Below are 24,870 nucleotides of genomic sequence, written 5' to 3' on the forward strand. Positions count from 1 at the left end.
TCATTTTAGTGCGAATCGGCGCTGGGTGATTTTTTCAAGGCTAAAGCACAGCAGGTAATAAACCAGCCCGGTAAAGATAAAAATGGCGGCGGGGTAAATTTGCACCCGGCTGTTAACCTGACCGGCAACTGTCGTGAGTTCCGGCACGTTAACGATAAACGCCAGTGACGTGTCCTTCAGCAGCCCAATAAAAATCCCTGTCAGCGACGGTAGTACGTTACGCAGCACCTGCGGCAGCAAGATAAGCCACAGAGCCTGATCCGGGCGAAAACCCTGAACGACTGCCGCTTCATATTGCCCGCCAGGCAGTGCGCTAATTCCAGCATACACCGAGTGCATCACCGAGGCGGCGGTGAACCATGCCAGCGCCAGCGTCACGGTAACGGCACCGGGCAGATCGCTTCCGGTCAGCATGGGTAGCAAATACCACATCCAGAAAATCACAAAGATGAGCGGAATGCCGCGAATAAATTCCGCCCAGATAAACAACCCGTTGCGAACCGCGCCCGGAAATCGCCAGGCACAACAGGCAAGAACGATCCCGCCAGGCAGCGCCAGCAAAGCCGCACCGATAGCCATCAGCAAAGTGAGCAGGACGCCACCGGGTTGCCCCTCAGCTACACGTCCCCACAGGAGATAGTCAAGATTGTCGGTAATGACCGAAACATTAGCGATCATGCAGTATGCTCCTGACGCTGAAGATGCGCATTCTTATCTTTGACGATTTACCCGACGCAGACTGCGGGCCAAGACGCGTAAGCAGCATACCCAGAACGATGCCGGTAAACAGATAGAGTGCGGTGCCAACGGCAAAGGCTTCCAGCGCGTGCGCGTTGTAGCTCTCAATTTGCCGTACCTGGTAGGTGAGCTCAGCAAATCCAATACCGCTGGCAAGCGAGGAAAGCTTCATCAGGTTGAGATATTGCCCAACAATCGGTTGCCAGGCGTTTGCCAGCCCCTGAGGCAGCAGAATGTAACGAAATATCGCCCAGGATGAAAACCCCTGCGCCACGGCAGCCTCGCGTTGTCCGGCAGAAACAGCCTGTAAACCCGAAGCGATCTCTTCAACCAAAAATGCCGAGGTAAATACCCCAAGCCCCCATGCTGAACAGATAAACTCCGGTGTTAACCACCAGACATCACCCGGCAAAATTGACCATGGATGATCGGCATTGATAAAGCTAATGACGTTACGGGGTAGCCAGTTCCAGGCGGCAAAATACCAGAACATCAGTTGCACCAGTAAAGGCGTGTTGCGAAACACCGAGACCCACACCCCGACCATCGCTTTAGCGAGACGATTGCCCGTCAGGCGCAGGCCGAGCAGTGAGATGGCAATGAGCGTGGCGAGCACAATACCCGCCAGCGTCACCCAGAGCGTGGTGAGAAAACCGGAAATTATCCATTGCAGGGGTTGCCCACTCAGCACTCCCTGCCAGTCCATTGCATGCATTATGACGATGACTCCTGGTGTAACGGGTCGAGCACTTTTTTCAGGAAACGCTGGGTTCTCGGGTGCTGTGGTCGGACGAAAAAATCCTCCGGCGCGGCCACTTCCAGAATATCGCCACCATCGATGAAAACCACCCGATCGGCAATTTCGCGGGCAAAATGCATTTCGTGGGTCACGACGATCATGGTGATACCGCTGTGGGCCAGATTTTTCATTACCTGTAATACCTCGCCGATCATTTCCGGATCCAGCGCGGAAGTGGGCTCATCAAACAGAATAATTTGTGGAGACGAAGCCAGTGCGCGGGCGATGGCCACGCGCTGCTGCTGCCCACCGGACAACTGCGCGGCATAGGCGTTGGCTTTTTCCGCCAGTCCCACTTTTTCCAGCAACTCAAGTGCCCGACGATCCGCTTCCGTCTTGTTCCAGCCGTGAACATATTCCAGCGCCAGCGCGATGTTCTGCAGCGCAGTCAGGTGCGAATAGAGATTGAATTGCTGAAATACGAAACCGATACGGCTGCGTAACTGGCGTAATGCCGCCCCGCGCAACTGACTAATCGGTTTACCATCAATGAAAATTTCGCCACCGCTGAGCGACTCAAGCTGGTTGATAAGACGTATAAGAGTGGATTTTCCTGAGCCGGAAGGCCCCAGAATGGTCACCACTTCACCGGGTTCAACCGCCAGGCTAACGCCGTTAAGGACGGTGTGAGCGTCATACTGTTTAAACACATTGTGCAGTTTGACGCTTGCCTGACCCAATTGGGTAGAATCCGCAGCCGAAGCTGCGGAACGATGAAAAAGAGCTGAGAGCATATTACTGGGCTTCTATTTTAAAGGCGCGGGGCTGCGGATTTTTGGTTTCAGGGCCGAACCACACATCATAAATTTTTGCTGCCTGACCGGTAGACTCCAGCTTCAAAAGTTCATCGTTGACGGCTTTTAACAGCGCGGGTTCGCCTTTTTTTACCCCCACGCCGATCTCTTCTTTACTCAGCAGGTCCGGCAAAATTTTGAAATCCGCTTTATCCGGCGCACCGCTTAACAAGCCCGCCAGGATTGTACTGTCCTGGGTGATGGCCTGCACATTACCGTTGCGTAATGCGGTTAATGCCAGGGGAATATCGTCATAGGCCAGTACGCGCGACTGCGGGAAGCGCTGATGTAACGCCTGCTCACCGGTAGTGCCTTTTACCGCGCCGATTCGCGCTTTGCTGTATTCATCGAGCTTATCCGGAGATTTTGCTGGCACAAGGAACTGCTGGCCGGTAACAAAATATGGGACGGAGAAATCTATTACCTGCGCCCGTTCAGGTGTAATCGTGATATCCGCGACGATTAAATCAGCTTTACCAGATTGTAATAACGGAATGCGGTTTGCCGGATTGGTCGCTACCAGTTCCAGTTTTACACCAAGGGATTTGGCCAGCGCTTCGGCAAAATCAACGTCGTAGCCGACAATCTTATGGGTTTTGGCATCGACGGAGCCAAACGGAGGATTCGCGTCAAATGTCGCGACTTTTACGACGCCTGCGGCTTTGATATCGGCCAGTTGGTCAGCCTGAACCTGCGAGACGGTAAGTCCTGAGGCCAGCAGCACGCCCAATGCCAGCAGTGTTTTTTTAGCGCGGTTAGTTTTCGTTGCCATCATTGTATGAAATCCCTGTAGTTTTTGGTTTGTGCTTTTTACGCTCCCATAACTTACGGTTGGGACAAAATAAGAAAAAATTCTTATCTATATACAAAATGTTATTAGTGAAGGATGTGTTAATAGCGGGTGAAAATAATGCATGAGTGAAAGGTAAAATCGTGCATAAGCCTGGTAATAATTCGCATTTTGTTTTTGTGTGAGAGCACGCTTGAATAAGATTGAGCTGTGCTAATGTCCAGAAATGCTACTGGAATACCCTCCGGACCTGTACCATATATCACAACAGGTCTGGAGTGGGGATAAGCATGCTGCGTGATAATTTTAACGATCTCTATTATCTCATTATCGTTGCCCGCGAGCGTAGTTTTACCCGGGCAGCGGCAAAACTTGGGGTTTCGCAATCCGCGCTAAGCCATGCGATTCGTGGGCTTGAAGAGCGGCTGGATGTACGGCTTCTGACCCGCACCACGCGCAGCGTTGCGCCGACCGAAGCCGGAGAACGGCTTATCAACAGTATCAGCCCGCGTTTTGATGACATTGAAACAGAGCTGCTGGCATTAACCGATGTCCGTCAGCGCGTGGCCGGTAACATCCGCCTGACGCTGGGCGAACATGCATTGCAATCTACCGTCTGGCCCGCGCTGGAGCCGTTTTTGCAGGCTTACCCTGATGTTAATGTGGAAATGACCATCGACAATAGTCTGACGGATATTGTGACTGGCCGTTATGACGCGGGTATTCGGCTCGGTGAGCAGGTGGCAAAAGACATGGTAGCCGTCAGAATTGGCCCGGACTGGCGCATGGTAGTGGTGGGGTCACCGGCGTATTTTGCTCGTCATGGCAAACCGCAAACCCCTCACGACCTGCAAAATCACAGCTGTATTAACATGCGCATGCCGACGTTGGGCGGATTATACGCCTGGGAGTTTGCTAAAGACGGGCAAGATTTGCGCGTACGGGTGGAAGGGCAGCTTATTTTTAACAATCTACCCCCGCGAATTAGCGCAGCGATGGCGGGAATGGGGCTGGCTTTTGTGCCGGAAGACACCGTCGAGCAGGCTGTTGCAGAGGGGGCATTGGAAAAAGTGTTGGAGGACTGGTGCGAACCTTTTCCTGGCTATTATTTGTACTATCCCAGCCGAAAACAGCATACCGCCGCCTTTGCCCAACTGATTGAGGCCTTACGGTATACGGGCTGAAGTGGGTGGGGTTAACAGGCAACAAAAAACCGGCATTGCGCCGGTTTGGAAATCAGATTTTGCAGGCGTCGCCGCAGTCATTATCAGCAATAATTTCCTGCGCTTTCTTGTCTGCATCTTCCAGACGTTCAGCGTTACGCTCTTGCGCTTCTTCCAGTCCATCAAAGACCAGATTATCGAGATCAATTTCCATCATTCACCTGCTCAGGTTCAGCGTTTAACATCACGTTATTATATTGCAAAAATGTTGCTTAACAGCAGCGATTCTTGCTACTTAGCATCGAACGCAATCCGCTGTACGTATTTATCCGCCAAAATAGCCTATGGTTCGCAATTGCTAAAGAATCGTTGGTTGTAAATACCGCAAAATTCTCGCTCTCTCTACCGTTTTATCTCCACTTTTTAATTAACGTGATGCGCGATCATTTTTAACAAATCTGCGACAAAATCACTATACATATAACTTAATATCTTTTATACATTAATTGTTCAACCCTGCGACTATTCCACAAAAGAGAAAGCAATATGGAACAGACACCTGATAAGAAAAATGATAATTTTCAAAAAGATGGCAAAGAACAGTTCAATCGCTCGATCGGTCTTATTTCAAACTTTGCGTTGGGTTTTACCTACCTGTCGCCGCTTACCGCCGTCTATTCGCTGTTTGCACTGGCCGTAACGCTGGCGGGGCCGCCCGCAGTATGGTGGATTTTAATCGTCGCATGTGGGCAACTTTTGGTGGCATTGGTGTTTGGTGAGGTCGCTTCCCAGTATCCGATAACCGGCGGGCTTTACCCCTGGGCCAGAAGGTTGTGGGGCAAGAAGTATGCGTGGATCGCCGCCTGGATCTATCTGTGGGCGCTGGTGGTCACCATTACGTCGATCGCGGAATATACATCAACGTTCGTTGAATCACTCTTCCACTATGGCCAGACGCCGGCCACGATGTTGGTGACTTCTGTTCTGCTGCTGCTGTTGATGATGGCCGTTAATATGTCCGGGACTAAAAATCTGGCCCGGGTGGCAAAAATTGGCTTCTGGTGTGAAATTGTCAGCGTGATCGCGCTGGGGATTTATCTGCTGATTTTCCACCGTTCACAGCCGTTCTCTGTGATTTTTGACTCGATGGGCGTGCTGGCTCATGACGGCAGCTACTCCACCGCATTTATGTCTGCTGCACTGATGGGGCTGTTTATGTTCTTTGGCTTTGAGGCCTGCGGTAACGTTGCGGAAGAGGTGCAGAATCCGAGTAAAAAGATCCCGGTGGCGATGATTTTAAGCATCGTATTCGGCGCGATTTCCGCCATTATTTCTGTTATGGGTTATTTGCTGGCTTCACCGAATCTGGTCAGTATCGTGAATGGCAAAACGTCCGATCCGATCCCGGCAATCCTTAATGAAGCTCTGGGCGAAACTGGCGCGACTGTCTTTATCGTGGTTGCAATTATCGCCATGTTGTCGTGCATTTTGTCTCTGCAGGCTGCGTTAAGCCGTCTTATCTTTTCTTTCTCCCGCGACAGAATGCTGCCTGGAAGTGAATGGATGGCCAAAATCTCTAAAAATGGTGTTCCGGATAATGCCATGGTCGTCAGTTGCCTGCTGCCAGTGATCATCTGCGTTTGGGTTTATTTCCAGCCAGATAACCTGTCGCGTATCACCGCGTTTGCTGTTATCGGGATTTATATCTCGTTCCAGATGGTTGTGCTGGCCGCGCTGCGTCAGCGTCTGAAAGGCTGGAAACCGGCGGGGGAGTGGACCATTGGCGGTTGGGGCGTAATCGTGAATGTGTTGGCGTTAGCTTACGGATTGTGCGGGATCTGGTTACTGGCGCAACCGGCAGACAGCAGCGACTTCATCGACCGTTGGACGGTCCTGTTCGGCCTGGCGATTGTTGTTGGCTCGGGGCTTATTTATATGTTCCTGACCCGTCCGTTTGGTCGTTCAGCGGCGCCGGAAAACGACGCCATTGCGTACGCCAATAAGCTCAATATGGGGCAGGATAACTAAAAACTAAGGGCCTTCGGGCCCTTAGTTTTGATAGTGATAAAGGATAAAGTAGTCGCTCTGATACACCACGGTACTGTTTGCAGGTGACAGCAATTCACCCACGCGAAAACGTGGCCAACTGGAGAAAATGATCCTGTTTTCCAGATTAGTCAGAATCACATAGTCAGGATGGGCACAGGAAAGCAGTTCGGCTTCTATCTGACTGACCAGCAGATCGACCGCGGCAACACCGAGAAACTGATCGTTGTAGTAGACCGGGACGGCTGACGTTAAGGTATAGGAGATATTGCAAATATAGTCGACGTAGGGACCGTGGATATAGGCTTTGCCTGCCGGAGGAGAATGCTTAAACCACTCAAAGGTTCTGAAATCCAGTCGTTGTTGAGTGGCCTGATCCAAATCCAGATGCGCCTGGCTTAAACCATTATCTTTCTTATACCACCACTCCAGCAACCAGTACTCTTTTGTGGTTGCGGTGCTCTCAATATGGCTGGCGAATCCTGCCCCTGAGCAGTAATGGTTGTTATTGAGCGTGCGCTTGATGTGCTGTTGAACGGTGGATCTGACTGAGGGGTCGAGAACGATCTCGGCTGAGGCCTTTTGTACCCCTGAAATCGCCTCATGGATGCTCCTCGCCAGCGCAACGGTAGAATCTACGGTAGAAACAGTAATATCATCAATTTTACGAATTAATGCGCTTAGGGATGTCGAAGAGCTCATTGTCTGTCCTGCCTTCACTGATTGTCAGTTCGAGTTATATTTCAGCTTTTTTTCAATAAGGTAGTAGGTAAACGTGTCGATGATCTGCGTGGCAAACTGTACTGACTCTGCCTCGTTGTGAGCAGCCAGCGCATCGGCCAGCGCCGAATAAAGCGCGATAATTTCTGCATGAATACTGTCTGTGCGATAAAGTATCGCCACCAGCGATGCCCATTCAGCCTGAACCTGCAGCTCCTGATTGGCCAGTCGCGCTGAATGCGAACTGGCGGCAATCGCCAGCAGACAACGCATATCGGCCTGAGTCATCAGCTCAGGTGAGTTTGCCTTTCTGAGCACCTCGACAAACTCGCGAAATTTGGCGATATCCGCACCGGTCATCCGTCGGGAAGCCAGCCGCGCGCTATGGCTAATAATGGCGCAATGCATTTCACCCAGATCAGACAGATAATCCGTACTGATCGCCTTGAACGGATGCAGGGCGCTATTTTTGCCATCAATATTTTCGCAAACGAAACTCCCACCATTACGACCACGAACCGTATGGATAAGATTATTAGCCCGAAGCGTGTTTAGCGCTTCTCTGATAGTGATATGTGAGACACCCATCATCTTTGCCAAATCAGTTTCGTTGGGGAGCTGTTCTTTTGGCTCCAGCAACCCCGTGATAATGGCATTTGAAAGGCGTTGGACTATCTGGTCTGAACGACTGACCTGCCCGATAGGCGCAAATATGACCGCGTGAGTAATCATAATCTTTTCTGTACTCAATTCCCTGAAACAACGACCATTTTTAACACATGCCCGTCGGGCAAGGAAGGTAAGAATGGCCGAGTTATTTTACATGCCTGGGCGCAACGTCACTGCACAAGCGGATGTGTGTCCCGATAACCTTATGATGAGCTGGGCGTAACGCGTCAGCTGGCAATAAAAAGCCTCATCCTGCAAATGTGAAAATTAAGTTAAAAATGCGAGGCTTATCATAGTGTCAATGTTGCGCATTTGAAAAAGTTTTACAATATATATATTACATAAGATTCTTTATGTATTAATTGGCAGGAGACAAACATGAAAACCCTGAAGCATTTTATTAATGGGCACTATATAGCAGGCAGTAGCGAAGATAGCTTTGAACTGGTGAGTCCGGTTGACGGCGAAACGTACGCAATATCTCCCAACGCTAACGAGGCGGAGGTAGAGCAGGCTTACTCAGCAGCGGAGGCGGCGTTTAGCATCTGGAGAAAATCGACGCCGGCACAGCGGCAAAAGGCGTTATTGCGGCTGGCCGATGAGATTGAACGTAACGTTGAGCGACTGGTAACCGCGCAGAGTCAGGAAACCGGTCAGCTTCGCCATTTTATTGAGAAAGAGGAGATCGCGGCATCTTGCGATGCCATCCGCTTTTTTGCCGGAGCGGCGCGCTGTCTTGAAGGAAAGGCGGCCGGAGAATATTCCGCAGGATTTACTTCAACCATTCGTCGTGAACCGCTGGGTATTGTTGGGCAAGTGACGCCGTGGAACTACCCGTTCATGATGGCGGTGTGGAAGATTGCACCAGCGCTGGCGGCAGGCAACACGGTGGTGTTAAAACCAAGCGACACCACGCCAGTCAGTACGCTGCTGTTGGCTGAACTGGCCGCACCGTTGTTCCCGAGAGGGGCGTTTAACGTTGTGTTGGGCAAAGCCAGCACTGGTTCGCTGGTGGTTTCAAACCCGAAAGCCTCACTGGTCTCGATTACCGGTTCGGTCCGTGCGGGTTTGCAGGTTGCGGCTTCGGCGGCGGCAAATCTGACCCGAGCACACCTGGAATTGGGCGGGAAAGCGCCCGCAATCGTGTTCGCCGATGCGGATATGGACAAGGCGATTGCGACGATTACCACAGCAGGCTTTTTCAATGCCGGGCAGGATTGCACAGCGGCAACGCGGATTCTGGTAGAGCAATCTATCTACGCAGAGTTTCTTGAAAAACTGATCCAGAAAACAAAAAGTATCAAATTTGGGCCGCCAGAAGATCAAAATGCACTGTACGGCGCATTGAATAGCCGGAATCAGCTGGAGCAGGTGAAAGGCTTTATTGAGCGTTTACCGGCACATGCAAAAATTGAAACCGGTGGGCGCGCAGGATCTGGTCCAGGCTTCTATTTTGAGCCGACGATCGTCTCCGGTTTGCATCAAAATGATGAAGCTATTCAGCATGAAGTATTTGGCCCGGTAATGACTATTCAGTCGTTTTCTACTGACGAAGAGGTACTACACAAAGCGAATGATGTGGAGTATGGTCTTGCCGCCAGCGTCTGGACCAGTAACCATGGTCGCGCCCAACGCTTCAGCATTGACCTCGATTTTGGCACGGTGTGGATTAACAATCACATTCCTCTGTGTGCCGAGATGCCGCACGGCGGGTTCAAAAAATCGGGGTACGGCAAAGATCTCTCATCTTATTCACTCGAGGAATACACTCGGGTGAAACATATCATGTGCGACATTTCTGAATAGAGAGGATTACGATGAAAACATTAAAAATCGCGGTGCTTTCATTAGTGATGTTCTCGGGCTATAGCCTGGCAGAAAGTACATCGCTGAATACCGTAAAAGAGTATATGGCGGCGTGGAATGCGCATGATGCTTCGCGAGCCGCTCAATTTCTTGCTGATGATGCGGTCTATTATGATGCCGCCACAGGAGAACCGATAAACGGCAGGGAAAAAGCAGAAAAAGAGGTTATCGGCGCTTTTATTAAGGCGGTTCCAGATCTTAGCTGGAAAATGGTTGGAAAACCCGTCTACGACGAAGATACCGTGGCCTTTCGTTGGGAATTTTCAGGCAAAAATAGTGGTGAATGGGCAGGGAGTCCGTCGACAAATAATCCGATCAAATTTGAAGGCGTCAGCTATATTCATGTTAAAGCAGGAAAAATCACCTGGCAGGGTGATTATTATGATTCTAAAAAACTGGATGAAGAGTTAAAGCCAGTGAAGTAGTCGGTTGTACCCCTTTATAAATAAGAAGGGGTATCTCTCTTATTTGTGTCGTATTAAAGGCAGTGTGTAGCAATAAGGAAAAAAGTTAATGGCAATTACCAGACGTGATTTTCTCAACGGCGTCGCGGTGACTATTGCGGCGGGGCTTACCCCGCTGGAGTGGGTCAGGGCGGCAGGAAAGGGAAACGCATTTATAGATGGAAATTATTATCCTCCTGCGCTGACGGGGCTGCGGGGTAATCATCCTGGATCGTTTGAAATGGCGCATGCGCTAGGTCGCGAGCATAAACATTTTGATTTAAACGCTCTGCCCGTTGAGGAAGAGTACGATCTGGTGATTGTGGGTGGCGGTATTAGCGGGTTAGCTGCCGGTTGTTTTTGGCGTCAAGTTGCCGGGCAAAATAGCCGGATCCTGATCCTCGATAACCATGACGACTTTGGTGGACACGCCAAACGCAATGAATTTACCAGCTCGGGTAAGAAATTACTCGGTTATGGTGGCAGCGAAGCATTCCAGTCCCCTGCGCATAATTTCAGCCCTGAAGTACAAAAGTTGATGGAAACCGTGGGCGTCAGCGTCACGCGGTTGAAAGAGAGTTTTGACGTAAACTTCTACCCCGACTGGCAGCTCAGTCGCGGCGTTTTCTTTGATAAGAAGAATTTTGGCGAAACAAAAATCGTCAGCGGCGATCCGGGCCGCGCGGTATCTGATGATATTCCGCCGGACAGGCTCAATGGGCGTAAAATTGAAGACTTTATCAATGATTTTCCGCTAAGTGAGAATGACAGAAAAGCGCTGATCGACCTGCACGTCCGGCCCGGTGATTACCTGCCGGGAATGACGGTCGATGAGAAAATGGAATGGCTGGATACCCACAGCTACAGTGAATTTTTGGCAACAAAAGTCGGTTTGAGCAAAATGGCGCTGCTCTATTTCCAGCAGCGTTCCAACGACTTCTTTGCTATTGGTATTGAAGGTATTTCTTGTAGTGATGCCAGGGCGTGCGCCTTACCCGGCATGGAAGGGATGGGGTTACCGCCGCTGGACGGAGAGTCGCTGGCCGACCTCGAAGAGCCGTATGTTTACCACTTCCCGGACGGTAACGCCGGGTTAGCCCGCCTGTTAGTCAGATATATGCTGCCGGATGCGCTACCGGGCAACACGATGGAAGACTCTGTCCTCGCCAGACTACATTACGAAAAGCTGGATCTGCCGGAAAACACCACGCGCCTGCGCCTGAACAGCACGGTGATTAATGCGGCCAACGTGCAGGATGGCGTGGCGGTGACCTATCTGCGTGACGGTAAAATGCACCGTGTGCGCGGTAAGAACACCATCATGGCAGGCTATAACATGATGATCCCGTATCTGGTGCCTGAGATGCCGGAACAGCAGCAGGCGGATCTTAAACTGAACGTGAAGGCACCGCTGGTGTACACCAACGTGGTGGTCAAAAACTGGCAGGCGTTCAAACAGCTTGGCGTACATGAGTTTTATTCTCCGGCGGCACCTTATAGCAGGGTTAAGCTCGACTATCCGGTCAGTATTGGTGGGTATCAACATCCGGCCTCCCCGGACGATCCGATGGTCATTCATATGGTCTATGTGCCGACCTATCCGGGCAGTAACCTGTCGGCCAGAGAGCAGTTCCGTCTGGGACGAGCCTATTTGCTGGGGACCACCTTTGCGGCGCATGAGGAGATGATTCGCTCCCAGTTGCAGGAGATGTTTGGCTCAACCGGATTTGATAATCAACGCGATATTGCCGCCATTACGGTTAACCGCTGGGCGCATGGCTATGCGTACTACGCCAACTCGCTGTTCGATGATATGGATAAGATGCCAGAAATTATCGAACGGGCGCGTAAGCCAGTCGGTCGCATTGCCATCGCTAACTCCGATTCTGACTGGAGTGCTTATGCCCACACGGCAATCGATCAGGCATGGCGTGCGGTTAATGAACTCAAGGATATGGGGTGATCTATGCGTAACGTAACCATTCTCGCCGCCTGTTTATTTACCGCTTCGGTTTCCGCTGCTGAATCTAACGGTGAATACATCGCGCGAATTTCAGACTGCGTCGCCTGTCACACCGCTGAAGGTGGTGCGGCGATGGCGGGGGGCAAAAAGTTTCCTACTCCGGTGGGGGATATTTATTCGACCAATATTACCCCAGACAAAACACAGGGTATTGGAAATTATTCTTACGAGGATTTTGAAAAAGCCGTACGGCAGGGGATCGCCAAAGATGGTCATCCGCTCTATCCGGCTATGCCTTATCCCTCCTATGCGAAACTTTCTGACGAGGATGTTAAGGCGCTGTATAGCTATTTTATGCATGACGTCACGCCGTCAGCACAGCCCAATAAAGAGAATGCCATTCCGTGGCTACTCTCCGCCCGCTGGCCGCTGCATATCTGGAACTGGCTGTTTACCGACGCGCCAGTGACGGCTGTAGAGGGCGCGAAAACGGATGATAATGCTGCCCTGGTAAAACGAGGTGCTTATCTGGTGGAAGGCCCCGGACACTGCGGTTCATGCCATACCCCGAGAGGAATGGCGATGAACGAAAAAGCGTATACTAATGCTGATGCCGAATACCTGAGCGGCGCGATGATTGACGGCTGGTATGCACCGTCGCTGCGCGGCACCGGTATGTCTGAGCAGGAGTTAAAATCGCTGTTGCTGACCGGTAAAAGCAAGCATGCCGCGGTTTCAGGTTCGATGGCTGAGGTCGTCACGCAGAGTACACAGTATCTGACCGACGAAGATGCCACGGCGATCGCCCAATATCTGTTGAGCCTGAAAAGTGCGAAGCCTGAAACGGTACGTGCTGCGGCGACTACAGCATCCTGGTCGAATTCACCTGAGGCGGGCAAAGTGACCTATAACCGCTACTGTTCAACTTGTCACGGTCTGGAAGGGAAAGGTACGGATGATAACGCGCCTTCTTTAGTTAACAATCCACTGGTGATGGTTGATGACCCGACACCGCTGTTCAGAGTGATTGCCCACGGCGCAGAAACACCGACAACGCGTGGCAGCGTCTCCTTTAAGATGCCTGCCTACGGTGGCTTGTTAAGCGACAACGAAATGCGCGACGTGATCAACTACGTGCGTAAAAGCTGGGGTGAAGGGAATGGCGAAGTAAGCCAGGAAGACCTGGCTGGCGTTAAAAAAGCGTCACATTAAACAGTTTGCCGGAGAAGGTGCTTGCACCGTCATCCGGCAGTGCTTACACGGTGTTTACCCTGATAATATCCGCGAGTCGGGTAAACGCCGCCGTCATTTCATTTTCTTCTATACTGGCAAATCCCAGCAACAGGCCGCTGCGTTTCTCTTCATTCACGTAGTAGCGTGACAGTGGGCGCACCAACAACCCTTGCGCATTCGCCTGTTGGGCAATGACCGCATCATCGCTCCCGGTGGGTAGCTGTAAGATCATATGCAGCCCGGCGTTGCTGCTGAAAGAACCAAGAAAATGTTCACCAAGTTGGCGGCTGATAAGCTCTACCAGCATCTGGCGACGACGACTGTATAGCTGACGCATTTTCCGAATGTGTGCCGCGTAATAACCCTCGCGAATAAACTCCGCCAGTGCGGCCTGAATCAACAGATGCCCACCACGATAGAGGTCGTTATGAACCTTTTTCAGCGGAGCGGCTAACGATTTAGGTAGCACGACATACCCGAGTCGCAGTGCGGGATAGAGTGTCTTACTGAATGTCCCGATGTAAATGACCGGTGTCTCTTCTTCCAGCCCCTGTAAAGAGGGAATCGGCTGGCCGGAAAAGCGGAACTCACTGTCGTAATCATCTTCCACTATCCAACTTCGCGTTTCACGTGCGCGAAAGAGAAGTTGCCGGCGGCGGCTCAGACTCATTACCGAACCGAGCGGGTATTGATGTGACGGTGTCACAAAAATAAGTTTTGGCGGTGTATCACCTGCATCCGGCGGGACCATGCCTTGTTCATCAACCGGGATAGCCGAAAAATTAACGGCATTGATGCGCAGAATATTTTTGATTCCCCAGTAGCCCGGTTCCTCAATCCAGGCGTGATCGCCGGGGTTGCATAAAGTCCGGGTCACCAGATCCAGGGCCTGGTGAATACCTTCAGTAATCAGAATTTGCTCCGGTGAGCACCGTACGCCGCGAGCGGTGCGCAGATAGTCTGCCAGTGCTTCTTTTAGCTCATTCACGCCGCCTGTGGCATCGTAAGTGAGATACTCCGGGCGCAGTCGTCTTGCCAGCCTGTCCTGAATTTTCTTGAGCACCCGGTGCGGGAAATGCTCTACATCAGGTACGCCTGGAATAAATGCCCCCCACTGACGGGGACTGGCGCTGGCATGACCCAGCAGCTCAAGGCAGCGGTCGGATAAGCGGGTGTGATCTTCCAGAGCGGCAGCAACAGGCTCTTTGTCAGGACGCAGGTCGAGATTGTCCAGCACGCTGTCGGTCACAAATGTGCCGCTGCTGGTGCGCGCGGAAATATACCCTTCAGCTTGCAACTGTTCGTACACCCGCAGGACGGTATTGCGCGATAGTGTCAGCTCTCCTGCCAGGTCACGCGACGGAGGCATTCGGGTAGCCGGTTTCAGGCTACCTTCGAGGATGCAACTACAAATGGCGGCATACAGGCGGCGATGTAGTTTTTCGTCAGTCTGCTGATTAAATGCATGCTTGATCACATCTCCGGCAAGTGAACGCATTTGGATCCTTAAAATAAAACGATTTGGCTCTCGATTAAAGTACCAGACGGCGTCTAAATTTAAAGGGTAATTCAACCGAAATGTATTAATGGACAAGGTGTAGAGAATGAACAATAAAAACCTGCAACAACGTCGTCTGGATGCCACCCCGCGTGGCGTGGGTGTGATGTGTGATTTTTATGCCCAGTCGGCAGAAAACAGCACGATTACCGATATCGAAGGCAATCAGTACATCGATTTTGCCGCCGGGATCGCCGTGCTGAACACCGGACACCGCCATCCTCGCCTGGTGCAGGCAGTCGAAGCGCAACTTCAGGCTTTTACCCATACGGCTTATCAGATTGTCCCGTACGAAAGCTATGTGTCTTTGGCTGAGAAAATCAACGTCGTTGCGCCAATCGACGGCAAGCGTAAAACCACATTCTTCACTACCGGGGCTGAAGCGGTAGAAAACGCGGTGAAAATTGCGCGCGCGCATACCGGCCGTCCTGGCGTTATCGCATTTGGCGGTGGTTTTCACGGGCGTACTTACATGACGATGGCGTTAACCGGCAAGGTGGCACCCTATAAAAAAGGTTTCGGCCCGTTCCCTGGCTCTGTTTACCATGCGCCGTATCCTTCTGAATTGCAGGGTATTTCCACGGCGGATTCCCTAAAAGCGATTGAGCGTCTGTTTAAAGCCGATATCGATCCAACCCAGGTTGCGGCGATTATTTTCGAACCCGTCCAGGGCGAAGGAGGCTTCGTGGTGGCACCGCCAGAATTTGTGGCTGCCATCCGCCGTATTTGCGACGAGCATGGCATCGTGATGATCGCTGATGAAGTACAAAGCGGGTTTGCCCGTACGGGTCAGCTGTTTGCGATGGATCATTACGCCGATAAAGCGGACCTGATGACCATGGCGAAAAGCCTTGCGGGCGGCATGCCGCTGTCAGGCGTCGTGGGCAAAGCCGAAATTATGGATGCGCCTGCGCCGGGTGGTCTGGGGGGAACCTACGCCGGAAACCCGCTGTCGATTGCAGCGGCCCATGCGGTGCTGGATATCATTCGTGATGAGCAGTTATGCCAGTGTGCGGCGGCTCTCGGTGAACAGCTGCGCGCCGCTCTGACAGATGCACAAGCAGGGTGTCCTGAACTGGCCGAAGTGCGAGGTTTAGGCTCTATGATTGCTGCTGAATTCTGTGATGCAGCGACAGGAGAACCCAACGCTGCCGCCGCACAACGCGTGCAGAAGAAAGCCCTTGAGCAAGGATTACTGCTGCTGACCTGCGGTCAGTATGGCAACGTTATTCGTTTCCTTTACCCGCTGACAATTCCGCAGGATCAGTTCGCCAAAGCGCTCGATATTATCAAAGCAGCAACCAAGTAATTCGTTAGTTGTCATTTACCCAAAGCCGACGGTCGTCATCACCGTCGGCTTTATTGTTGCCGTGGATTTACCAACCACATGCCGTTATATATTTACATATATATCGATTGGATCTATTCTATTCATCATACAAATATAATAACTGTACTCTTCAAGAGAAGGCGCTTGCGTTAGCGGCCTCCAGTCTTTCTATCTAACGAATTGAATTAACGAATGTTAAATAACAAATTTACCCCAGTGGCCTCTGGGTTGTTAACCTTTGCCTGTTTTTCCACCGCCGTCACGGCTCATGCTGAAGATACCGTCATCGTTTCGGCGCCAGCCACGTCACAATCCTCGTTATCGGAACATGAACCTCCGGCGAGCGAAAAAAAAGTCACGTTAGGTAGCCTCGGCGAGCGAGAGTTGATAGACGTTCCCTGGTCGGTGCAGACGTTGTCGAAAAAAGTGCTGGATCAGCAACAAATCAAAGATGTGAAAGACGCCTATCGCTACCTACCGTCCGTTCAGGGTGACGGCGTCCGCCCACAAACCCGCGGCATGCAAGGGAGCGTGGTACAAAACCATATGATTGATGGCCTGAACGCCGTCTCCACGACGGAATATTCGACCGAACAGTTCCAGAACATTGAGGTGTTGAGCGGCATCGCTGGATCGCTGTATGGCCCTGCTAATCCAGCAGGGATGTTTAATTTGGTGTCTAAACGACCTGTCGATACACCGTTGCATCGCGTCACAGTAGGGCAAGGTACAGGGTCGGGAACGTTGGCATCGATGGATTTCAGCGGCCCAATCGATGCGGGAGACCGGGTGAAATATCGCCTCAACTTGCTGAACGATGAGGGCCATAGCTACACCACCGATAGTCATGTCCGTCGACAGTACGCTGGCTTGGGGCTGGACTTTCAACTGACAGATCAAACGGTGCTGGAGAGTAATTTCAGCTATTACCATTATTACGAAAAAGGCATGCCGGGTAGCTTTGCCCTGGCGAAAGGCGTTCACTTTCCCGCGGCATTTGATCCTACGGACAGTAAATATGGTCAATCTTATGCGGGTCATGATGACGAAACGACTACCGTCGATATGCATATTAAGCATGATTTTGACGGCAACTGGATGCTGGACCTGGGGGCGCTGCACCAGGTTGCAGACCGCGAGTCGACGGCCGTGACCAACACCCTGACGGATAACCGGGGCGATTACACCACTACAACCTCTAATTCGGCGGCCAGTCGGTTTACCATCAACAGTTATTTAGCGAACCTGACCGGTAGCATTGATACCGGCTGGCTGACGCAGGATATTGCTACCGGAATGCGTGGATTTGTGTGGAAAAACTATAATCCAAGAAACGGCGGCACTTTCACTCTGGGGCATTCTTCCCTCGATCAACATCCCGACTATCCACGACCACCGTATCCAGATTTTAACGATCGCTATCATTCAGCGACCACCACTCAACATGCATTTTTGCTCAGCGATACGCTGCATTTTTCCCCGCAGTGGAGTTTGCTGCTTTCCGGCAGTGAGAACCTGTTTACCGTCAGTAACTACAACAAAGCTGGACATGAAAGCAGCCGTCAGCAGGACAATGGCATGAGCGGTTCTACCAGCCTGATGTATAAACCGGTGGAGAACGTCACGCTGTATACCACCTGGGCGGACAGTTTGCAGCAGGGCGATACCGCGCCCGCTGGGGCGCGCAATGCCGGGCAGGTGTTAGATCCCTACCGTAGCCATCAACTGGAGGTGGGCGCAAAATATGCGCCAGTAAAAGATCTGCTGCTCACCGCTGCGCTTTTTGAAGCCAAACGCCCCTTTGCCTATACCAACGACAATGGCGATTTTGCTCAGGATGGTACGCAGAAAAACCGTGGGCTGGAACTGATGGCTGATGGGCATATCACCCGTAATTTGCGCGTGTTAGGCGGCGGAGCCTGGCTTGATCCAACGCTTCATAATACCGCGGACAGCAATGCGGATGGTAAGCAAGTTGTTGGTTTGCCGCGCTTCGCCTCGAATATCCTCGCAATCTACACCATCGAACGGGTTCCGGGACTAGATGTCGACACGAACGTGCATTACGTCGGACGTCGGGCTACCGATAATACCAACGACAGCTGGGTCGGGAGTTACACCACGGTGGACATCGGTACGCGTTATGCCACCAGACTGTGGAACACACCAACCACTTTCCGGTTTGATATCACCAATCTCACCGACCGTCACTATTGGACCAATATTGTTCCGGGCGCATTGACTGGTTACACGGGCGCAGGGGCTGCCAGCGCTCAACTTGGCGCACCGCGCCAGGCTCAGTTTTCTGTTCAGGTTGATTTTTAGGGGTTGCTTATGAAAACGTGCCACACATGGCTGCTTTGTGTGTGGCTGGCGTTTCCTGCCCTGGCAACACGCCAGGTTGTGGATGATGCTGGTCACACAGTTAACGTTCCCGCGCATGTTGAACGTATCGCGGATGGGTGGTTTGCCCATCATTCGGTGCTGATGACGCTGGGTGCTGGTCGTAACATTGTTGCGACGGTCAACCATGAGGAAAACCAGCCATGGATGTTCAAAATCAATCCTTCTCTGAGACAAGCCTTACAGATACGAGGAACATCATTTAATAGCGAGGATTTGCTGGCCCGGCACGTCGACGTCGTGTTTGTGGCAAAAGGAAAAGGGGATGCTCAAAGCTACAGTCAGGCGGGTATTCCGGCCCTTGAAATGGCATTTACTGACTATGCTTCGATGGAAAAATCGGTCACTACGACCGCAGAGGTTCTGGGTACCGAGCAGGCTCGCGTCCGGGCAACGGCTTACAATCAGTATCTCAACCGTGTACTCGCGGATGTGCAGGCTAAAACTGCGGAGCAGGTGGAAAATCAGCGCCCTCGGGTACTTCATATTCAATCGCTAAATCCGCTTAAAGTCGACGGCAGGAACACGTTGATCGATACCTGGATTACGCTGGCGGGTGGACGGAATGCGGCAGGTGAAGTTGACGGCAACATGAAAGAGGTGTCGCCCGAGAGGGTGCTCTACTGGCAACCGCAGGTCATTATTCTCGGTGCGGGGTGTGGTGATATCGCCAGTTCTCCATACGCAGCATTGTTCAAAGAACTTAACGCAGTGAAACAGGGTAACGTCTGGCGCAATCCGGCGGGCGTGTTCCCCTGGGATCGCTACGGCACTGAAAGCGCGTTGCAGCTACAGTGGGCAGCATCGAAACTGCATCCGGCATTGTTTAGCGGCCTGGATATGGTCAGCGTAACGCGAGATTTTTATCGCCAGTTCTTCGATTATTCGCTCACTCAGGAGCAGGCGATGCGAGTTTTAAACGCGTTACCCCCACAGGAGTAGCGCTCACGTATAAAGACAGGCGTGATAAGGATTGCACGCCATTTTTACCCCTCTGAAATGTGGGGTTTGGTGCGCTCATGATGAAAATGGTTTGCCAGGCCTCTCGTTATATAATTTAATGCATATCGTTTTTACTCCTCTATTCAGATGGTATCCCATGTTAACTTTCCGCTCTTTTGTGCTGGTTTGCGCCAGCATGTTGTTTGCGTTTTCTGCTCAGGCCGACCGAACGATCACCGATCAGCTTGGTCGACAGGTCACGATTCCTGACCACGTGGACAAAGTGGTCGTGCTGCAACACCAGACGTTGAATATTCTGGTCCAGCTCAATGCCCGGCAGGACATTGTTGGTGTGATGTCGAGCTGGAAAAAGCAGCTCGGGCCTGAATTTGCGCGCTTTATGCCGACGATTACTACATTGCCGACGCCAGGCGATCTCACCAGCGTGAACATCGAAAGCCTGTTGGCGATTCATCCGCAGGTGGTTTTTGTCGCCAACTATGCGCCCGCGGAAATGATCCAGCAGATTCAGAACGCCGGTATTCCGGTCGTGGCTATCTCATTACGCAAGGATGCCACCGGGCAACAGAATAAAATGAACCCGACCATGGCCGATGAAGAGCAGGTCTACAACGAAGGGTTGAAGCAGGGGATTCGCATGATCGCTGACGTGGTTGGGCGCAAACCGCAGGCCGAAACGTTAATCGACTACGTTTTTACCGCGCGGGCAAAATTCAATGCGCCGGTTGCAAAAATCCCGGATGCGCAAAAAGTCCGTATTTATATGGCTAACCCCGATCTGATGACTTACGGCTCCGGGAAGTACACGGGACTGATGATGCAGCACGCGGGGGGATTAAATGTGGCGGCAGCCAGTGTGAAAGGTGCCCGTCAGGTTGCGCTGGAGCAGGTATTAGCGTGGAACCCGCAGGTGATTTTTGTCCAGGATCGCTATCCGCAGGTGGTAACTGAGATCCAAAACGATCCGAACTGGCAGGGGATTGATGCGGTGAAAAATCATCGCGTCTGGTTGATGCCTGAATATGCCAAAGCCTGGGGCTATCCGATGCCGGAAGCGTTGGCGATCGGTGAGCTTTGGATGGCCAAAAAACTGTATCCGGATGCCTATAAAAACGTGGACGTTGATGCGCAGGCCAAGGACTACTATCAACGTTTTTATCGTGTGAACTGGCAGTCTGATGCAGCTAAGTAACCGTATTTTGCCCCAGCAACCGCTCTTAATCGTTGTGGTCCTGTTGCTGGGCGTCAGTTCGCTATGCCTCGGACAGTATCCGCTGTCGTTAAGCGAAGTGTTTTACCACCTGACGCACTATAGCGACGCTGAGGGAATAGGCAGCCAGGTTATCTGGACGGTCAGGCTACCGCGTATTCTGATGGCACTGCTGGCGGGGGGCGCGCTTGGGTTATGCGGCGCGACGCTGCAAGGGGTATTTCATAACCCTCTGGTCGACCCGCATATTATCGGCGTGACGTCGGGGGCGGCTTTTGGTGGAACACTGGCCATCCTGCTCGGTCTTTCTCCCTGGCTGATGATGGGATCAACGTTTTTCTTTGGTCTGACAGCGTTGATCCTGGTGTATGCCATTGCTGCGTTACAGGGGCTGGAGAATACGCTGGTATTGATCCTGTCGGGTATCATTTTGAGCGGTTTTTTTGCCGCGCTGGTGAGCCTGATCCAGTATCAGGCTGATACCGAAGAGACGTTACCTAATATTGTGTTCTGGCTACTGGGCAGCTTCGCGACGGCCAACTGGCATAAAGTGCTGCTGTTGGCGGTCCCGGTCGGTATCGCCGCGACGGTTTTGTACCAGCTACGCTGGCGGATAAACCTGTTGTCGCTCAATGACAAAGATGCCAGAGCACTGGGTGTGGCGGTGGTTCCTCTGCGACGCAGCGTTTTGGTGTGCTGCGCATTTTTGGTCGCTGCTCAGGTGGCGGTCAGCGGCAGTATTGCCTGGGTTGGATTAGTGATTCCGCATCTGGCGCGTTTGCTGGTGGGGGTTGATCATCGTCGTTTACTACCGTGCGCCTTCTGGTTGGGGGGCGGATTTATGATTGTGGTAGACGATATTGCTCGCACCCTGATGCACGCGGAGATACCGTTGGGGATTATTACCGCATTGTTCGGCGCGCCGTTGTTTGCTTTCTTACTCATTCGTACCAGCCGTCGGGAGAAATCATGATACCTGCCGCACTGCGTGTACATCAGCTTACTTATGGGTATCGCGCGCCACTATTTGAGCCGCTAACGTTCTGTTGCCAGAAAGGTGAGATCTGGGCCGTGCTGGGACGCAACGGCCTGGGTAAAAGTACACTGCTCGATACGCTAACCGGCACGCTGCCTGCTTTAGGCGGGAATATTGAAAATAACGGTGGGATAGGGATTGTGGCACAGCATAGCCATCTGCCGTTTCCGTACACGGTCAGCGACGTGGTGCTGATGGGGCGAGCACAGCACGTGAAGTTGTTTGCGCAACCCAGTCCGCAGGATCAAAAAAGAGCAATGCAGGCGTTAGAGCAGTTGAATATCGCGCATCTCGCCTCCAGCTCATTTGGCTCACTTTCCGGCGGGCAGCAACAGTTGGTGATGATTGCCCGGGCTTTGGTGACGGAGTGTCAAACGCTGTTACTGGATGAACCGTGTTCCGCGCTGGATCTCGCCAATCAGCAGGTGGTGCTCCAGCTTATCAGCGATCTGGCCCATCAACAGGGATGCAGTATTCTCTTTTCGACTCACGATCCGCTTCATGCGTTACAGGTTGCTTCCCATACTTTGCTGCTACTCCCTGAAGGAAAATGGCGGGCAGGGCCCACGAACAGCATTGTGACGGAGGAGAATTTATTCCTGGCCTATGGCTTAACGCTGAGAAAACTCAACGTGGAGAACTACCAGACGCCGTTTATCGCACCGTTGTTTTCTATTCGTCGTTAAGCGTTAAGAATCCTGCGGCGCTAAGAAATTCCTGCCCGCCGCGGGAGAGTATGAAATCAACCAGCGCCATGACTTCATTGGATGCATCAAGCACCGCCAGTTGGTATTCGCAGCGAATATTGTGCTCATCGGGAATAGCCACGTAATGTACGTCGGGCATCGCGCGCAGCGCGTGTGCGTAATGCGCGTAACCGATAAACAGATCGGCCAGTCCCTGGCGCAGGATCCAGGCGCTCGCCAGTTCTCCTTGCGGGATTTTTACCGTATCACGACCACCCACCAGCGGGATTGCGCGCGTCCGAAGCTGCTGCCCGAGCCCTGGTTCCAGTACATCCATATTGTCGAAAAATGCCCAGGTATAGTCTCCGGAAGGGTCGCAGCCGGGCGTTGATGTACCTGGTCGCAGCGTTGGGTCGCGGAGTAAATCCAGCCAGACACCGGTTCGGTTGCTGACAAGGCTCAGTTTGTTCCAGCAAAAAGTGTGCGTAGAGACGGCTTTATTACGTGCTAACAGGTTTTGCGGATGTTCCCGGTTGGCCGAGGCAAAGAGCGCACACGGTTCTCCCGCTTCAATACGTTCACGCAATAAACCTGCCGGACCATATTCAACATTAACGTCTATTCCACTCATGCGCGTGAACTGGCTTATCAGTGGCGTAAATGCAGGGCGCAAACTGCCTGCGGCTAACAGGAAGATGGAAGAGGGCATGGTATCCGATCTCTGGCGAATGACATTATGCGAAGAAGATGAATGATACGCGTTGAGCATGGAATTTAGAATGATTTAGCGCAGTGCTATTGAATCATCATGGGAAATGATAAAACTGACGGATACAAACTGAAGATAAAAAGATAGTTTTGAAGTGAAATAGCACCAAATCAAAGGGATATGATTTGGTGCGTCCGAGTGGACTCGAACCACCGACCCCCACCATGTCAAGGTGGTGCTCTAACCAACTGAGCTACGGACGCAAAATGGTGCGTTCAATTGGACTCGAACCAACGACCCCCACCATGTCAAGGTGGTGCTCTAACCAACTGAGCTATGAACGCAACGTTGTAGGTGACAACGGGGACGAATATTAGCGGCACAGACCGAATGAGGCAAGAGGGAAATAGCATTTTTCTTCCTGATCTCACGCGATTGCAGAGTAATTAAGCAAGTTGATTATATTTTGTTGATTTTGCAGCGTGTTTTTTATTCAGACAGCGAACTGGGGCATACCAGGGGCGGTTTGAATTACAGAGGTGCTCAGACTTTAAGCGCTGTAAGGATAGTGGTTTCTATTTTCTCTGGGGTAGTGAAGGGGGCAAATCGCTTGAGCGGCTTGCCGTCACGCCCGATCAGGAACTTAGTAAAATTCCACTTGATCCGCCCACCCAGCACGCCGGGTAATTCGTCTTTCAGGTAACGAAATACCGGGTGCGTAGCGGCACCGTTGACTTCCACTTTCTCAAACATCGGGAAGCTCACACCGTAGTTGATGTGACAGGTTTGCGCGATTTCGTCGGCTCCACCGGGCTCCTGGTTACCGAACTGGTTGCAGGGAAAACCAAGCACCACCAGACCCTGCGCGGCGTACTTCTTGTAGAGCGCTTCGAGGCCTGCATATTGTGGAGTGAAACCACAATGGCTGGCGGTATTAACCACCAGAACCAGTTTGCCAGCGTAGTCGGCCATACAGATGGGCTGGCCATGCAAACTGGTGGCAGTCAGTTGATGAAAGGGGGCCATGCCAGAATCCTCAAAAAAGATAGCATTACTCATGTTGCCCGCGAGTGACAGGCTTCGCTGCGTATCTATTTATTATGATCGCAACTGCAGGATTAATAAACTTGCCATTGGTGCAGGGCAAAAATAGAAATTCTCTGCGGTTCGGTTATGGACATTCCATAATTTATTTTAACCAACCTGACGAGCGTTCCATTCGTCGCGCGTGATTTCCCAAAGTTCAGAATCCAGCAAACCGCTGACATACTCTTTCTTTTCCGTCTTGATAAGTCGCATGCCGCTACTGTCTGAAATACGTTTGGAACGGATATTGAGAGAGGCTTTCGGCGCACGCAATACCGTCTTATTTAACGTATTAAACCAGTAATCCGTAGCGACATTACTGGCTTCACGCATAAAACCCTGCCCCTGATATTCCGGAGCTAACCAAAATCCACGGTTATTATCCTCAACGTCATAAAGGCATATTAAACCTATGAGAACGTCAGGGGCCTCACGGAGTCTGATAGTCCAGATCCACGCAATCCCTTTTTCCATATCAGGCAGGGCAACGTTATTGACGTAATTCTCCGCACCGTTATCAGGATAGGGCCAGGGTACTGAGGAGACCATATAGCGAACTATCTCCCAGCGGGGATAAAGCACCTGAATCTGCGAGGCATCTTTGGCTTCTAATGGTTTTAACAGCAAGCGTTCCGTATGGAGTATTGGTATTTTCATATGCACTT

General features: G+C 51.8%; 23 protein-coding genes and 2 tRNA genes. 12 read left to right on the forward strand and 13 right to left on the reverse strand.

Annotation, left to right across the window (positions count from 1 at the left end; all coding sequences use genetic code 11):
• Genes OGY68_RS16935 through OGY68_RS16950 form a run of 4 tightly spaced genes read right to left on the reverse strand, consistent with a single transcriptional unit; the run spans nucleotide 1 to nucleotide 3,106 of the window.
• The gene (locus OGY68_RS16935) at nucleotides 1–678 is read right to left on the reverse strand and encodes an amino acid ABC transporter permease (RefSeq protein ID WP_003832686.1); all 678 of its coding nucleotides are present in this window, start codon (nucleotides 676–678) and stop codon (nucleotides 1–3) included.
• Nucleotides 668–1,453: an amino acid ABC transporter permease gene (locus OGY68_RS16940; protein WP_057067614.1), complete on the reverse strand. Its 786-nt coding sequence runs from the start codon at nucleotides 1,451–1,453 to the stop codon at nucleotides 668–670. The genes OGY68_RS16935 and OGY68_RS16940 overlap by 11 nt, the downstream gene beginning before the upstream one ends.
• On the reverse strand, nucleotides 1,453–2,271 hold the full coding sequence (locus tag OGY68_RS16945; protein WP_032943235.1) for an amino acid ABC transporter ATP-binding protein: 819 nt from the start codon (nucleotides 2,269–2,271) through the stop codon (nucleotides 1,453–1,455). Before OGY68_RS16945 ends, OGY68_RS16940 begins: the two co-directional genes overlap by 1 nt.
• A 1-nt stretch (nucleotide 2,272) precedes the next feature.
• Nucleotides 2,273–3,106: an ABC transporter substrate-binding protein gene (locus OGY68_RS16950; protein WP_032943237.1), complete on the reverse strand. Its 834-nt coding sequence runs from the start codon at nucleotides 3,104–3,106 to the stop codon at nucleotides 2,273–2,275.
• Nucleotides 3,107–3,411: 305 nt separating this feature from the next.
• Here OGY68_RS16950 and OGY68_RS16955 point away from each other — a divergent pair, with 305 nt between their 5' ends.
• Nucleotides 3,412–4,305: a LysR family transcriptional regulator gene (locus OGY68_RS16955; RefSeq protein WP_032943239.1), complete on the forward strand. Its 894-nt coding sequence runs from the start codon at nucleotides 3,412–3,414 to the stop codon at nucleotides 4,303–4,305.
• A 52-nt stretch (nucleotides 4,306–4,357) separates the two neighbouring features.
• Here the strand turns inward: OGY68_RS16955 and OGY68_RS16960 are convergent, their stop codons facing one another.
• Entirely contained in the window at nucleotides 4,358–4,498 is a 141-nt protein-coding gene (locus tag OGY68_RS16960) for a hypothetical protein (protein ID WP_003832695.1), read from the reverse strand.
• Between the two features lie 332 nt (nucleotides 4,499–4,830).
• On the opposite strand from OGY68_RS16960, the gene OGY68_RS16965 reads away from it, so the two are divergent.
• A complete protein-coding gene (locus OGY68_RS16965; RefSeq protein ID WP_003832697.1) occupies nucleotides 4,831–6,312 on the forward strand; it encodes an APC family permease in 1,482 nt (493 codons plus the stop codon).
• A gap of 21 nt (nucleotides 6,313–6,333) precedes the next feature.
• Here the strand turns inward: OGY68_RS16965 and OGY68_RS16970 are convergent, their stop codons facing one another.
• Together OGY68_RS16970 and OGY68_RS16975 are read right to left on the reverse strand one after the other, a co-directional pair.
• Nucleotides 6,334–7,032 carry a cache domain-containing protein gene (locus OGY68_RS16970; RefSeq protein ID WP_020996432.1) on the reverse strand — a complete coding sequence of 233 codons (699 nt, stop codon included), beginning with the start codon at nucleotides 7,030–7,032 and terminating at the stop codon, nucleotides 6,334–6,336.
• 24 nt (nucleotides 7,033–7,056) lie between these two features.
• Nucleotides 7,057–7,782, reverse strand: coding sequence for a FadR/GntR family transcriptional regulator (locus OGY68_RS16975; protein WP_008784630.1), 726 nt, complete (start codon nucleotides 7,780–7,782; stop codon nucleotides 7,057–7,059).
• 315 nt (nucleotides 7,783–8,097) lie between these two features.
• On the opposite strand from OGY68_RS16975, the gene OGY68_RS16980 reads away from it, so the two are divergent.
• From OGY68_RS16980 to OGY68_RS16995, 4 genes are all read left to right on the forward strand, one after another.
• Nucleotides 8,098–9,525, forward strand: a complete 1,428-nt coding sequence (locus OGY68_RS16980) for a gamma-aminobutyraldehyde dehydrogenase (RefSeq protein WP_057067613.1) — start codon at nucleotides 8,098–8,100, stop codon at nucleotides 9,523–9,525.
• An 11-nt stretch (nucleotides 9,526–9,536) separates the two neighbouring features.
• Nucleotides 9,537–10,010 (forward strand): ester cyclase, encoded by a 474-nt coding sequence (locus tag OGY68_RS16985; RefSeq protein ID WP_057067612.1) that lies wholly within the window; start codon nucleotides 9,537–9,539, stop codon nucleotides 10,008–10,010.
• An 88-nt stretch (nucleotides 10,011–10,098) separates the two neighbouring features.
• Nucleotides 10,099–11,991: an NAD(P)-binding protein gene (locus tag OGY68_RS16990; RefSeq protein ID WP_048235463.1), complete on the forward strand. Its 1,893-nt coding sequence runs from the start codon at nucleotides 10,099–10,101 to the stop codon at nucleotides 11,989–11,991.
• A 3-nt stretch (nucleotides 11,992–11,994) separates the two neighbouring features.
• Nucleotides 11,995–13,203 (forward strand): c-type cytochrome, encoded by a 1,209-nt coding sequence (locus OGY68_RS16995; protein ID WP_008784634.1) that lies wholly within the window; start codon nucleotides 11,995–11,997, stop codon nucleotides 13,201–13,203.
• Nucleotides 13,204–13,246: 43 nt separating this feature from the next.
• On the opposite strand, the gene pdxR is transcribed toward OGY68_RS16995, so the two are convergent.
• The gene (gene pdxR, locus OGY68_RS17000; RefSeq protein ID WP_057067611.1) at nucleotides 13,247–14,722 is read right to left on the reverse strand and encodes a MocR-like pyridoxine biosynthesis transcription factor PdxR; all 1,476 of its coding nucleotides are present in this window, start codon (nucleotides 14,720–14,722) and stop codon (nucleotides 13,247–13,249) included.
• Between the two features lie 106 nt (nucleotides 14,723–14,828).
• On the opposite strand from pdxR, the gene puuE reads away from it, so the two are divergent.
• The 6 genes from puuE (at nucleotide 14,829) to OGY68_RS17030 (ending at nucleotide 22,410) form a co-directional block, all read left to right on the forward strand.
• Nucleotides 14,829–16,091, forward strand: a complete 1,263-nt coding sequence (gene puuE / locus OGY68_RS17005) for a 4-aminobutyrate transaminase (RefSeq protein WP_057067610.1) — start codon at nucleotides 14,829–14,831, stop codon at nucleotides 16,089–16,091.
• Nucleotides 16,092–16,304: 213 nt separating this feature from the next.
• Nucleotides 16,305–18,437, forward strand: a complete 2,133-nt coding sequence (locus OGY68_RS17010; RefSeq protein WP_057067211.1) for a TonB-dependent receptor — start codon at nucleotides 16,305–16,307, stop codon at nucleotides 18,435–18,437.
• Between the two features lie 9 nt (nucleotides 18,438–18,446).
• The gene (locus OGY68_RS17015) at nucleotides 18,447–19,457 is read left to right on the forward strand and encodes an ABC transporter substrate-binding protein (protein WP_286617281.1); all 1,011 of its coding nucleotides are present in this window, start codon (nucleotides 18,447–18,449) and stop codon (nucleotides 19,455–19,457) included.
• Nucleotides 19,458–19,614: 157 nt separating this feature from the next.
• Nucleotides 19,615–20,670: an ABC transporter substrate-binding protein gene (locus OGY68_RS17020; RefSeq protein WP_286617284.1), complete on the forward strand. Its 1,056-nt coding sequence runs from the start codon at nucleotides 19,615–19,617 to the stop codon at nucleotides 20,668–20,670.
• Nucleotides 20,657–21,661 carry a FecCD family ABC transporter permease gene (locus OGY68_RS17025; RefSeq protein ID WP_003832715.1) on the forward strand — a complete coding sequence of 335 codons (1,005 nt, stop codon included), beginning with the start codon at nucleotides 20,657–20,659 and terminating at the stop codon, nucleotides 21,659–21,661. Before OGY68_RS17020 ends, OGY68_RS17025 begins: the two co-directional genes overlap by 14 nt.
• Entirely contained in the window at nucleotides 21,658–22,410 is a 753-nt protein-coding gene (locus OGY68_RS17030) for an ABC transporter ATP-binding protein (RefSeq protein ID WP_048235457.1), read from the forward strand. Before OGY68_RS17025 ends, OGY68_RS17030 begins: the two co-directional genes overlap by 4 nt.
• Here OGY68_RS17030 and OGY68_RS17035 read toward each other — a convergent pair.
• The 5 genes from OGY68_RS17035 to OGY68_RS17055 all read right to left on the reverse strand — a co-directional run bounded on the left by OGY68_RS17035 (nucleotide 22,397) and on the right by OGY68_RS17055 (nucleotide 24,862).
• Entirely contained in the window at nucleotides 22,397–23,119 is a 723-nt protein-coding gene (locus tag OGY68_RS17035; RefSeq protein WP_057067216.1) for a substrate-binding domain-containing protein, read from the reverse strand. The two genes, OGY68_RS17030 and OGY68_RS17035, sit on opposite strands and share 14 nt — an antisense overlap.
• Nucleotides 23,120–23,305: 186 nt before the next feature.
• Nucleotides 23,306–23,382, reverse strand: a tRNA-Val gene (locus OGY68_RS17040).
• Between the two features lie 4 nt (nucleotides 23,383–23,386).
• Nucleotides 23,387–23,463, reverse strand: a tRNA-Val gene (locus tag OGY68_RS17045).
• A 199-nt stretch (nucleotides 23,464–23,662) separates the two neighbouring features.
• Complete coding sequence (locus OGY68_RS17050) at nucleotides 23,663–24,145, reverse strand: glutathione peroxidase (protein WP_032943274.1); 483 nt, start codon at nucleotides 24,143–24,145, stop codon at nucleotides 23,663–23,665.
• Between the two features lie 168 nt (nucleotides 24,146–24,313).
• Nucleotides 24,314–24,862 (reverse strand): GNAT family N-acetyltransferase, encoded by a 549-nt coding sequence (locus OGY68_RS17055; RefSeq protein WP_057067218.1) that lies wholly within the window; start codon nucleotides 24,860–24,862, stop codon nucleotides 24,314–24,316.
• Nucleotides 24,863–24,870 lie beyond the last annotated feature (8 nt).

This window comes from Citrobacter sp. Cpo065, assembly GCF_030332805.1.
In the GTDB taxonomy this organism is placed as follows: domain Bacteria; phylum Pseudomonadota; class Gammaproteobacteria; order Enterobacterales; family Enterobacteriaceae; genus Citrobacter; species Citrobacter portucalensis.